The organism is Ensifer sp. EB106-05-01-XG146 (assembly GCF_058791875.1).
Genome location: NZ_JBYTDX010000003.1, coordinates 373,318 through 385,026, shown reverse-complemented (window position 1 = coordinate 385,026; position 11,709 = coordinate 373,318). Strand labels below are relative to the sequence as shown.

Annotated in this window: 12 protein-coding genes and 1 pseudogene; 10 read left to right on the top strand and 3 right to left on the bottom strand. The window is 60.4% G+C overall.

What is annotated here, in order from left to right; all coding sequences use genetic code 11:
• Nucleotides 1–51: 51 nt before the first annotated feature.
• A complete protein-coding gene (locus tag AC3WVQ_RS30545) occupies nt 52–804 on the bottom strand; it encodes an SDR family oxidoreductase (RefSeq protein WP_492383426.1) in 753 nt (250 codons plus the stop codon).
• Between the two features lie 228 nt (nt 805–1,032).
• Here AC3WVQ_RS30545 and AC3WVQ_RS30540 point away from each other — a divergent pair, with 228 nt between their 5' ends.
• The 10 genes from AC3WVQ_RS30540 to AC3WVQ_RS30495 all read left to right on the top strand — a co-directional run bounded on the left by AC3WVQ_RS30540 (nt 1,033) and on the right by AC3WVQ_RS30495 (nt 10,390).
• Nucleotides 1,033–2,628 (top strand): winged helix-turn-helix domain-containing tetratricopeptide repeat protein, encoded by a 1,596-nt coding sequence (locus tag AC3WVQ_RS30540; protein WP_492383425.1) that lies wholly within the window; start codon nt 1,033–1,035, stop codon nt 2,626–2,628.
• 630 nt (nt 2,629–3,258) lie between these two features.
• On the top strand, nt 3,259–4,188 hold the full coding sequence (locus tag AC3WVQ_RS30535) for an MBL fold metallo-hydrolase (RefSeq protein WP_113553872.1): 930 nt from the start codon (nt 3,259–3,261) through the stop codon (nt 4,186–4,188).
• Between the two features lie 195 nt (nt 4,189–4,383).
• Nucleotides 4,384–4,662, top strand: a complete 279-nt coding sequence (locus AC3WVQ_RS30530) for a GNAT family N-acetyltransferase (protein ID WP_492383424.1) — start codon at nt 4,384–4,386, stop codon at nt 4,660–4,662.
• 139 nt (nt 4,663–4,801) lie between these two features.
• Nucleotides 4,802–5,521, top strand: a complete 720-nt coding sequence (locus AC3WVQ_RS30525) for an adenylate/guanylate cyclase domain-containing protein (protein ID WP_492383423.1) — start codon at nt 4,802–4,804, stop codon at nt 5,519–5,521.
• Between the two features lie 56 nt (nt 5,522–5,577).
• A complete protein-coding gene (locus AC3WVQ_RS30520; RefSeq protein ID WP_492383422.1) occupies nt 5,578–5,910 on the top strand; it encodes an adenylate/guanylate cyclase domain-containing protein in 333 nt (110 codons plus the stop codon).
• Nucleotides 5,911–6,178: 268 nt separating this feature from the next.
• A complete protein-coding gene (locus tag AC3WVQ_RS30515) occupies nt 6,179–7,030 on the top strand; it encodes an alpha/beta fold hydrolase (RefSeq protein WP_034791903.1) in 852 nt (283 codons plus the stop codon).
• A 275-nt stretch (nt 7,031–7,305) separates the two neighbouring features.
• Nucleotides 7,306–7,779, top strand: a complete 474-nt coding sequence (locus AC3WVQ_RS30510; protein WP_034791786.1) for a RidA family protein — start codon at nt 7,306–7,308, stop codon at nt 7,777–7,779.
• A 140-nt stretch (nt 7,780–7,919) separates the two neighbouring features.
• Nucleotides 7,920–8,555 carry a response regulator transcription factor gene (locus AC3WVQ_RS30505; protein WP_492383421.1) on the top strand — a complete coding sequence of 212 codons (636 nt, stop codon included), beginning with the start codon at nt 7,920–7,922 and terminating at the stop codon, nt 8,553–8,555.
• 450 nt (nt 8,556–9,005) lie between these two features.
• Nucleotides 9,006–9,587 carry a TetR/AcrR family transcriptional regulator gene (locus tag AC3WVQ_RS30500; protein ID WP_255382053.1) on the top strand — a complete coding sequence of 194 codons (582 nt, stop codon included), beginning with the start codon at nt 9,006–9,008 and terminating at the stop codon, nt 9,585–9,587.
• A 71-nt stretch (nt 9,588–9,658) separates the two neighbouring features.
• The gene (locus AC3WVQ_RS30495) at nt 9,659–10,390 is read left to right on the top strand and encodes an SDR family NAD(P)-dependent oxidoreductase (protein WP_492383420.1); all 732 of its coding nucleotides are present in this window, start codon (nt 9,659–9,661) and stop codon (nt 10,388–10,390) included.
• A gap of 189 nt (nt 10,391–10,579) precedes the next feature.
• Here AC3WVQ_RS30495 and AC3WVQ_RS30490 read toward each other — a convergent pair whose 3' ends face one another.
• Nucleotides 10,580–11,218, bottom strand: coding sequence for a response regulator transcription factor (locus AC3WVQ_RS30490; protein ID WP_492383567.1), 639 nt, complete (start codon nt 11,216–11,218; stop codon nt 10,580–10,582).
• A gap of 105 nt (nt 11,219–11,323) precedes the next feature.
• Nucleotides 11,324–11,680, bottom strand: a pseudogene (locus AC3WVQ_RS30485) (response regulator); the annotation flags it as partial.
• Nucleotides 11,681–11,709 lie beyond the last annotated feature (29 nt).

Genomic DNA, 11,709 nt, shown 5'->3' with positions numbered 1-11,709 from the left:
AGGGAGAATGTCAGAGCCTCCGCCACCTTGCGGATATTGATGCTTGCGACTTCAGACCCCGGCCTGTGTGCCGACCCAATCCTCGAAGCGGATTGCGCCGAGCCGCGGGTTATTGCCGGGGGTCAGCGATCGGTCATCGAGCAACGCGCCGAAATAGCGAGCGTGAACGTCGGGAACGACCTTTCGGTCATCCTTTGTTGCCCGCAAATATTGCCTGACGACCTCATCGAGCGGAATGGCTTCCGGTCCGGCGACTTCGATCGTGCCGTTGACCGGCGCTGCGAGCGCGATATCGGCAAGTGCTGCGGCAACGTCGTCGGAAGCGATGGGCTGGAACAATGCAGGGGAAAGCCGAACCTCGCCGTCGACGGTCGCCGACTGCGCAATACCGCCGACGAATTCGAAAAACTGTGTGGCCCGCAGGATGGTGTAAGGAATGCCGGATGCCTTGATGAGGTCTTCCTGCGCGACCTTCGCCCGAAAATAGCCGTTCTCAGGCAATCGTTCGCTGCCGACGATCGACAGCGCGACGTGGTGACGAACGCCGGCCGCGGCCTCTGCGGCCAAAAGGTTGCGCCCCGACGTCTCGAAGAATTCGAGAACAACCTTGTCGTCCCAAGCCGGAGCGTTGGCGACATCGACGACGACATCCGCCCGATCCATCGCCGCAGCCAGACCTTCACGCGTGATCGTGTTGACGCCAGTATTTGGTGCGGCCGCGAGCACGTCGTGTCCGCGCTCGCGCAGGCTCTTTACAAGTTTCGATCCGATAAGGCCGGTGCCTCCGATGACGACGATCTTCATGGGTTCACTCTGCTTTTCTCGACCGCACCGTTGCTGTCGATCTGCGCTGAGAGTGCCCCTATGCTCCAGGGAAGTCCTTGGGCCTGTCTTGAATTACCCTTGTGGATAGCTTGATTGTCCGTCCAAGCGATTGTGTGATCGTGGCGGGATGTTCTAACGACGCAATGGCGTGTTGGTTATCCGCGGATGGCAATCGCCAGCCGGGGAAGTCGTCCAGGAGACCTCAAGGTGCAATTCAAGTTCGCAGATTATCTGCTCGATCCGGAACGCCGGGAATTGACGCTCAGCGGGCAGGTTGTCGCCGTCGGTCCGCAGGTCTTCGACCTGTTGGTGCATCTCATCGAAAATCGAGAAAGAGTCGTCGGCAAGGATGATCTTCTGCTCGCCGTCTGGGGCGGTCGGATCGTGTCGGAATCGACGATCACCAGCCACATAAACGCAGTTCGCAAGGCGATCGGCGACAACGGCGAAGACCAGCATCTGGTGCGCACCATCCCCCGCAAGGGCTTCCGCTTCGTCGGCGATGTCAACCTTGTCGACGTTGGAAACGAGGCCCCTGCGCGGGGTTTGAGCGTCGCCGATCACAATGATGGAGAGGCACGCGTGCCGGCGCCGGCGCTCCCCTTGCCCGAAAAACCCTCGATAACCGTCTTGCCTTTTCAGAACCTTAGCGGCGATCCGGAGCAGGAGTACTTTACGGACGGGGTGGTGGAGGACATCATCACCGCACTCTCGCGCATTCGGTGGCTGTTCGTCATCGCACGCAATTCGAGCTTCACCTACAAGGACCGGACCGTGGAGGCGGCCGAGGTCGGTCGCGAACTTGGCGTGCGTTACGTACTGGAAGGGAGCGTGCGCAAATCGGGAAACAAGGTCCGCATCACCGGCCAGCTCGTCGACGCCACGACCGGAGCGCATCTCTGGGCCGAGCGCTTCGAAGGCACGTTCGACGACATCTTCGAGCTGCAGGATGGGATAGCCGAAAGCGTTGTCGGCGCGATCGCGCCGCAACTCGAACGGATCGAGATCGAACGCGCCAAGCGCAAGCCGACCGAAAGCCTCGACGCCTACGACTACTATCTTCGCGGCATGGCAAAACTGCACAGCGGCACCCGAGAGGCGCTCGAGGCGGCACTACCTCTCTTTTACAAGTCGATTGCGCTCGACGATGAATTCGCCGCAGCCTATGGCGGCGCCGCCTGGTGCTTCTTCTGGCGCAAGCTCAACGGCTGGATGGTCGACCGCACGGCAGAGATCGCGGAAGGCACACGACTGGCGCGGCTCGCGGTCGAGCTTGGCCGGGACGACGCCGTGGCGCTCACGAGAGGCGGGCATGCGCTCGGCCATCTCGCCGACGATCTCGACGCCGGCATCGCTTTGATCGACAGGGCCCGGCTGCTCAATCCGAATTTCGCACTCGCGTGGTTTCTGGGTGGCGTGCTGCGCGTCTTTCGGGGAGAGACGGAGAGCGCGATCAAGGATCTGACCCATGCCGTTCGCCTGAGCCCACTCGATCCGGAGATGTTCCGAATGCAGACGGGAACGGCGATCGCGCATTTCTTTTCCGGAAATTACGACGATGCGGTGGTCTGGGCCGAGAAGGCACTTGCGAACCTGCCGAGCCTGCTGGCCGCGGTCGCACTTGCCGCAGCCAGCCATGCGCTTGCCGGTCGTGGCGACGAGGCAAGGCGGTACATGGAGCGCCTGCGGCAACTTGATCCGGCCTTGTGTGTTTCCAATCTGCGCGATTGGCTGCCGATCCATCGGCCAGACGATTTCAAGCGGTTTGCCGACGGCTTGCGGTTTGCAGGCTTGCCGGAGTGACCAGGGCCCCTCGCGGCGCGCAATGGACGAGCGCGCGCCGTGCAATTGTCCAGCGCCTGGACCACCACAGGTTCTGGGGCGTGTGTTCGGTACGGCAACTGTGACGGGTCGCTAGCGTGCACGCATTCGCCGCTCTACGATATTCATCTGGAGTTCGTGGCAGGACGCCTGTCGCCCAAGGAGCAAAAGCAGTCTCCGCTCTTCGGCTTCGCAGATGCCCGCGCGCCGGCAGTATTCCGATACGTCCAACAGTGGCTGCGCACCGGACAGGGCGATCAATTTAACCTCTTTGGCTGTCATGGAGTGCAATCCGCCTGCGGGTGCGCCAATCATCGCGTTCGCGATGTCTCGGGCCGAGCAACGGCCGCCTGCGCATACCGGACCTAGCCTAGGCAATTGACTTGACCGCTGAAACTATACGCAGGTTTGGGGAGACCCACTCCACCCACCGCTGATCGGGGCAACACGCGCGCATGACGCGCTGATGAAAGAGCTGGTCTCGCTTCACGGAGCCCGGGGACGGGCAGTGGTCCCATACTCAGGTGTAGCTCGACCGCCAAAAGACCGGAATCTAGACTCCGCGATGTAATCCTGACCGACATATTTCAACCGCGACAACAGGAGCACATCATGTCGAATGTTCAAACGAGTTCCCTAAAGATTATTCCGCAGGAAAGACCCGCACCGGATGAGCTGGTTCCTTCACGCTATGCGGTACGGGTTGGTGACATCGACGTCTTGGTCATTAGCGATGGCATCTTGACCCCGCCGGCCGAGTCGATGGCCACCAACGCCGACCCCGAGGTGCGGGGCGCCTGGCTCGACGACAGGTTTCTTTCAAAGGTTGCCTTCGATTGGGCGCTGAACGCCGTTGTCGTGCGCAGCGGCGACCAGACGATCCTCATCGACAGCGGTCTGGGCGAGGAGTATCCCGATTTCCCGCGGGCCGGACAGTTTGTCCATCGATTGGAGGCCGCCGGCGTCGATCTCGCCGCCGTGACCGACGTGGTGCTGACGCACATGCACTTCGACCATGTCGGCGGGCTCCTCGTCGAGGGCGTCAAGGAACGGATGCGCCCGGATCTTCGCGTCCATGTGTGCGCCGCCGAGACCAAGTTCTGGCAGGCGCCCGACTTCTCGCTTACCGCCATGCCACCGGCGCTCGCGGATCTCGCGCGCAAAGCGTCGCTTGAGTTTTTGAATGCGTATCGCAGCCATCTGCGGACTTTTGACCAGCAGGCGCAAGTGGCGCCGGGAGTGGTGGTCACCCGTACCGGTGGTCACACCCCGGGGCACAGCGTGGTGCGCATTTCGTCCGGCGGCGAGCGGCTGATGTTCGGCGGCGACGCCCTGTTCCCCGTCTCCTTCGACCACCCCGAGTGGCACAACGGCTTCGAACACGACCCCGAAGAAGCGACCCGCGTTCGACTGCGGCTCATGAAAGAACTTGCAGAGACCGGCTCCTGGCTGGTTTCCACGCACATGCCGTTCCCATCGGTCGGCCGTGTAGCGACCGCCGGCGACCTTTACCGCTTCGTTCCGGCCTGGTGGGACTACTGACGCAAGGCTTCCGTCGGGAGCGAACCAGACGACTGCTCTAATTAATAACAACCGGTCGATTGCTGCCCACGGCGCGCCGTGAGGCATCAATCGGCCGTTGACCCGGTTGGATTGCAACGTTTTGGCACAAAGACCACGGTCCCGCCTGAACGGGCCTGCGGGTCGATGGCTGCAATAGCAGCGAGGAGATCAAACTTGCCGCATCGTGTACTCGATAATCCCCAAAATTGCCGCTTCGAACTCTCCATCGACGCGGATGCGATTGCAGCCGCCTACTATCGCATGGAGGCAGGCGTGCTGGTGCTGATCCACACGGAGGTGCCGTTCGAAAACTCTGGAGCAGGATTTGCCACGAAGCTGGCGAACGGCCTCTTTGCCATCTTGCGCGAGCGGCAACAGAAGGTCGCGCCCCGATGCGTGTTCATGGCCAACTATGCCGTTCAGCATCCGGAATACAGCGACCTGATCTGCTGATCGCCAAGCAGATCAGGCCGGACCGCAAACAGAGGCGTATTGGGCAAAACATCTCGGGGTTCGCACTCTGCACCGCGCCTGCCCTCCTCAAACGCTCAGCGCGTATGTTGAGGCCATGGGATTGGAGCTAAAAACTGAAATGCGCGAGCAGATTTTGCACTGGCTCGCAACCGGGATCCGCGACGAGCCCTTGGCAGAGAAGGTTTTTGCCGAGCTCTGCGGTCGGCTCGTGCGCTGCCGCGTCGCGCTGAGCAGAGCAACGCTTCATCTGCGCGTGCACCATCCGCAATGGCTGGGTACGCGCATGACCTGGGTGCGCGGACAATCGACCGCCAAGATCCAGACAATCGCTTATGACGTCGAGGCAACCGACGCCTTCCTTCGCAGCCCCTTTCAACTGGCGATCGTCAGCGGATTGCGGGTTCGGCAGAAGTTGCAGATCGTCGGTCCGCATCGTTTTGCGGTCTACGAAGAACTGAAGCACGCCGGCCACACGCAGGGCCGCCGCCACCTCCTCACCTTTGCGACGGACCGGCATGGTGGCTTTTGCGCAGAGGAACTGGCGCTGTTCGACGCGCTTTTGCCCTGGTTGTCCCTCGTCACAGAAATCCGCGTCAAGAGCCAGCTGGCTCGCACGTTGCTGGACACCTATGTCGGCTCGCATGCCTCTGCAGAAGTGTTGCGTGGCGCAACCAGACGAGGGACGGGCGCCACGATCGATGCAGCAATTCTCGTCTGTGATCTGAGGGACTTCACCCGTCTGTCCGACCGATTGCCGCGTGACGAACTGATCGAGATATTGAACGGCTTCTTCGACGCTGTCGGAGAGCCGATCGAACAGCATGGGGGAGAATCCTGAAGTTCATCGGAGACGGTCTGCTCGCCGTTTTTCCCATGGACCGGCCGCAGGCCTGCATGCACCTCATCGCGGCGGTCCAGGAGGGGTATCAGGCGGCATCCCGGCTTTGGCCGCAGGACGACCGAATGCGCTTCGGCATGGGCGTCCACCTCGGCAAGGTCAACTATGGCAACATCGGTTCAAGACACCGTCTCGACTTCACCGTGATCGGGTCAGCCGTCAATAGGGCCTTCAAGCTCGAGGCGCTGACCAAACGCCTGCGCCGTCCCGTCCTTCTTTCGGGAGAATTCGTGGACGCGGCAGCCTGCCACGAGCAGACCGAACACCTCGGGCGACACGTGCTCGACGGCATAGCAACTGCCGTTGAGGTCCATGCCCTGCGACTTTAAAGTCCCGAGACATCGCGTTGACGTTCAGGCCCTTGAACGGCCGCGAATGGTCGCCGAAACCAAGGTATACCTTTCCCGCCATACGCCAGCTGCTAGCGTCTTCACGTCGCATGCCGGCCGTTACTCCCGGAGAAACAGGGTCCCGCAGGGCGTCGAAACGGTCCTCCGTTAACGACGGCGCCCACCGCAGGACCGCGCTTCGAGAGCTGAGCATCGCGGCCCGAAACCACCATTTGATGCGGCACGACCAGCACAGAAAGGAATGGCCATGACAGCCGAGCAACCCGGTCACGGATACGTAACGACAGAAGACTCGACCAGGATTTTTTACAAGGATTGGGGTCCGCGCGACGCGCAGCCGATCGTGTTTCATCACGGCTGGCCATTGAGCGGAGATGACTGGGACAACCAGATGCTCTTCTTCCTCGCAAAAGGCTATCGCGTCATTGCCCATGACCGTCGTGGCCACGGGCGATCGGAGCAGGTGAGCGGTGGCCATGACATGGATCACTACGCCTCCGACGTGGCCTCTCTCGTGCGGCAATTGGACCTGCGCAACGCGATCCATATCGGGCATTCGACGGGCGGAGGCGAAGCGACCCGATACGTCGCCCGTCACGGCAAGGGGCGTGTGGCCAAGCTCGTCCTGATCGGCGCCGTGCCACCGCTTATGCTGAAGACGCCGAACAATCCCGAGGGGCTTCCGATCGAGGCGCTCGACGGCTATCGCGAGGCCCTTGCGGCCAACAGGGCGCAGCTCTATCACGACATCGCAAACGGCCCTTTTTACGGCTTCAACCGGCCAGGCGCCACGCCGTCCGCAGCGGTCAGCCACAATTGGTGGCGACAGGGGATGATGGGAGCCGCCAACGCCCATTACCTTGGCGTCAAGGCCTTCTCGGAGACCGACTTTACCGAAGACCTGAAGATGATCGATGTGCCGGCGCTGGTGCTGCATGGCGATGACGACCAGGTTGTTCCGCTCGCGATTTCCGCCCCCCGTTCAGCTCAGCTCCTGAAGAACTCCACCCTCAAGATTTACAAGGGCTTCCCTCACGGCATGGCGACCACACACGCGGACGTCATCAACCAGGACATCCTCAGCTTCATCACCAAGTAGCGTGTCAAAGGGCGCCTCAGGCGCCCTTTTTCCACTAGACGGTGGGGGTTCGTCACACTCAGAAGTGCCCGCAAATCCGCCGCCGGCCGCCGGGAGCATTTTTTCGGCGAACTGCTCCTCGATGCCAAGTGCATTTGGATAGCCAAACTTCAGTTTACTTTCGGCAAGGCCGGCCCGGCCGTATTGGTAGAGCGACGTCATGAGAGGTCTAACCGACCGGACTTTGAAACGGAAATGAGCTTCGAGCGGTTGAGGCCACCGCCCGCCCGGAAGGAATGGAGGATTTCATGTGTTCCCCGATCAAACGGACCGCAAACTTCGGTGTGCCATGGGAAAAAGCCTACGGCTATTCCCAGGCCGTGCAGGTTAAAGGCATCATCTATGTCTCCGGACAGCTAAGCCACGACAGGGCCGGCAACCTCGTGGCCCCGGCAAGGCTGGACCCAGCCGGAAGACCAGTCGATTTTTCGAGCATGGAAGAGCAGATGCGGCAGACCTACGCCAATGCCGTCACTGTCCTTGCCGAATTCGGCGCTTCACTCGACGACGTGGTCGAAGAGACACTCTACGTACTCGATGTGGACGCCGCGTTTGCGGCCGCTGGCAGGGTCCGCAAGGAAATGTATGGAGCGGAGATACCGGAATGTGCGAGCAACCTGATTGGTGTTTCCCGCCTGGCATTTCCCGAACAGCTGATCGAGGTCACCTTTCGGGCGATCGCACCGTGCGTTTCGCTTTGTAGCGTCTGACTGCAAACCATCGAGTGCTGACGGAACATACGGAAGGGTCTTCGAACCCACGGGAGGGCAAACCTTCGTTTTATAGCCAGCAAAACCACGTCGGATAAAATAGGCGAATGTTGGTTCTTGACGATCAAGGGAGTTAAGCGATGCCCGAACGTTCAAACCCCATCGAAAACGCCACCAACGTCAACGTGGTCCACATCATCGACGACGATGAGAGAATTCGCTCGGCGCTGCTTGAACTCTTTGGTTCTTCCGGAATACCGGCCGAAGCGTTCGTCGACACTGCGGATTTCGACGAAAGGGGCGATCCAGAGGCCGTAGGGTGCCTGTTGCTCGATGTGAAACTGCCAGGCATGAGCGGTATCGAGTATCAAAGGAAACTGTCGGATGCAGGCTTCGAACTTCCAATCGTTTTCATGACCGGCGATGGAGACGTCCCGACGAGCGTCACCGCCATGAAGGCGGGAGCCGTCGATTTCCTGTTGAAACCCTTCGAGGTGGACGACCTACTTTGTGCGGTCGCCGCAGCCATGGAGGAAGGAAAGAAGCAGCGGGATATGGCTCTAAGGAGAAAGCATGCCCGCCAGTGCGCGGCCAGTCTCACCCCACGTGAGAGGCAGGTCATGAAGCTCGTCACCGAAGGTCTCATGAACAAACAGGCGGCATACGAACTGGGAATCAGCGAAATCATGGTCAAGCTTCATCGCGCAAGCGCTATGAAGAAGATGCAGGCCCGGACCTTCAGCGACCTCGTAAGGAAGTCGGAACTGCTGCAGTGAGGTCTCGGCGGGGGAGCTAAAAGACGGAAATGATCGACCACGCCTCTTTTCCGGCCGCACTGGTTAAGATGCATGCATCGCCTGTCCTGAACGACAACCGGCTCCGCGCCGCGAGCGGCCCGCTAAACGAATGTACAGTGATGCGGATGCGTGAAAGACCGTAAGCTTTCATCATCATCCTTCGCCGGCACCTTCTTTAGGAGGTGATGATCTAAGTGTCGCAGCCCCCTCCCCGCGGCACGACTGCCAAAGGCCGGCACACCTAGGGGCCGTTTGCCCATGGGCAGGCGGCCTCCCTTTCCCTGGCAAGGGTCGTCACCTGCGGAATTAAGTAGCAAATACCACCCACCGAAAACGATGAGGCGTTGTCAGCTTTGCGCCAGGAGCGGTCATCCGGCTTTTAGACAAGGTTATTGACAGATCAGTCAATAACAGCTACTACCCTTTCCCATGGCAAGACCAAGAGAGTTTGACCGCGACACGGCTTTAGACAAGGCCTTACGGCTGTTCTGGGCGAAGGGATTTGCAGCGACGTCAACCGACGATTTGCGCGAGGCGATGGGCATCGGCAGGCAAAGTCTATACGGCGCGTTCGGCGACAAGCGTACCTTATATATCGAGGCGCTCGACACATATCAGCGGCGAACCAACTCGGGCCACCTCAAGAGGCTCGGCGAGCCGACCTCGCCACTGAAAGGCATCGAGGACCTGCTCACTGGCCTGGTGTCTGATGACGATTGCGAGCGCGCCCTTGGTTGTATGGGCGTCGGTTCCGTTGGCGAGTTCGGCATCACGGATGAAGAACTGAATTTGCGCCGAGAGAAGGCGAGCGCCCTGCTTGGTCGACGTATCGTCGAACGGATCGAGGAAGGCCAACGGTTGGGAGAGGTCGATCCCGGGCTTGACCCGGTAGAGGCGTCGGCATTCGTTCAGATGATGATGACGGGACTTCAAGTGGCAGCACGCGCCGGTGCTGCGGCATCCGACCTCAAGTCGATGGCACGCTTCGCGACCCACAGACTGAAACCCTGAGTTTGCCTCTTCGAACGAAGAGGCTTTCATTTGCCCAATAATGGACTAATCAGTCAATAAAGGAGAATGACATGACGATCAATCCGCGCAAAACCGCACTCGTCTTCGGTGGCTCACGTGGCATCGGCGGGGCAGCCGTCGAACAACTGGTGAAGGACGGCTTCGACACGGCCTTCACCTACGTGTCGCGTCCGGACAGTGCCAATGCACTGGTCGCGAACATTGGGTCCATCGGCGGTCGAGCTATCGCCATCCAAGCCGACAGCGGTGACCCCGAGGCTATTCGCGCGGCCGTGGCAAAGACTGTGGACCTCCTTGGACCAATTGATGCTGTGGTGGTCAATGCAGGCATATTGCGTATCAACACCGTTGAATCTGTAAGCCTGGAAGAACTGGACATGATGCTCAACATCAACGTTCGGGGTGTCTATCTGTCGATACAGGCCGCCGTGCCATATCTTAAGAATGGCGGCCGCGTCATCACGATCGGCTCCAATGTGGCCATCAGCACTGGCTCGCCTGGAGCGAGTGTCTACCAGCTCACCAAGGCCGCCGTCGCGGCCATGGTCAAAGGCCTTGCGCTCGATCTTGCGCCTCGGCGAATCACGGTTAACAACATCCAGCCAGGCCCAACAGAAACCGACATGAATGCCGGCGCTATCGAAATGCTGTCGGCCCGGAGCCCGTTAAAGCGCGTCGCCGCTCCAGAAGAGATAGCAGGCGTGGTGTCATATCTCGCCAGCCAAGCTTCATCCTACATGACCGGATCAAGCCTGACGATCGACGGTGGACTGACGCTCTAGGTCGGCGCGACGCATCCCTGTGCGGGACCCCGACACTGTTGGCCGCGGTTCCGCACGCTGAACTCCTGTGTTCGTGGGAAGCAAGCTCCAGTCTCAAGCGATTATCGCCGGATGTCCGCTTCGGGCCCAAAAGCGGCCATTGGTGGCAGTTGCTCCATAACTCCGGATTCCAGCAGGGCTGCGAGCTGCTCAATTCCGTCGTAGCTGTTCTGTCTTTCGCACGAGATCTGCCAGCGAACGGCTCTGCATCTTGCGCATGACGCTCATCCGATGGAGCTTCACGGTCATTTCGCTGATGCCGAACTGGTAGGCGACCTGCTTGTTCATCAGGCCACTCACGACTGCAAACATCACTTCCTGCTCGCGAGGAGAAAGAGTATCTGCCAGCGCCTGGACCCGGTCGCGTTCCGCCTCGACCTTGCGGCGCTCGGCGTCGAGCTTAATGGCACGCTCCACCGCCTCAAGCAGATCGTGATCGGCGAACGGCTTGGTGATGAAATCCATGGCGCCAGCCTTCATCGCCTTTACGCTGGTCGGGACATCTGCATGCCCCGTCAGAAAGATCACCGGCAGGCGACTACCAGCAAGAGAAAGATGCGCCTGGAGGTCCAGACCCGTGCCCCCTGGCATGATGAAATCAAGAACAAGGCAACCGGGCGCCCGGATGTCTGCCGTCTCCAAAAACTCAGGCCCGTTCGAGAACGCAGTCACCCGTTTTTGGGTCACCATGAACAAATCGAGCAGCGCTTCCCGCATGGCCTCGTCGTCGTCGACGACGTAGACGATCGGTTCCGCAGGCTCTTCCGTCTTGGTTTGAGCGTGTTGCATCAGATTGGCCTCTGTTTCGTCCCGCATGCATCATTGACGATCACGACGAGCGGGCGTTCGCTTTGACGGTGCGCGTGCGAAACGACCGTCGGCTCGAGCGGCATCTCAAGTTTCATCGTTTCCCTCCACGTCCCGGTCACCCAATGCGGCGGCCAGCGTGGCCAGCAGAACCTGCGCGTCGAAGGGTTTTCTGAAGCAGCTCGTCCGGTCGCGCACACTCAACTGATCGGCGATCTCGTGCCGGCCGGTCATCAGGAAAACAGGAAGGCCCGGCTCTTTCGTCTTGACCAGGTCCCTCAGTTCGAACCCGTCCATTCCCGGCATCCCTATATCCGTAATGAGCGCATCCAGACCCGGGAGCCCAGCGGAAAGTAGCGATCGGCCAGACGAGAAGCTGCGAGCCGAGTAACCGGCCGACTCCAACAGATCCTCCAGGGACTCCAGCAATCTCGGATCGTCGTCAACGATCGCGACGACCTGCCGATGCGGCA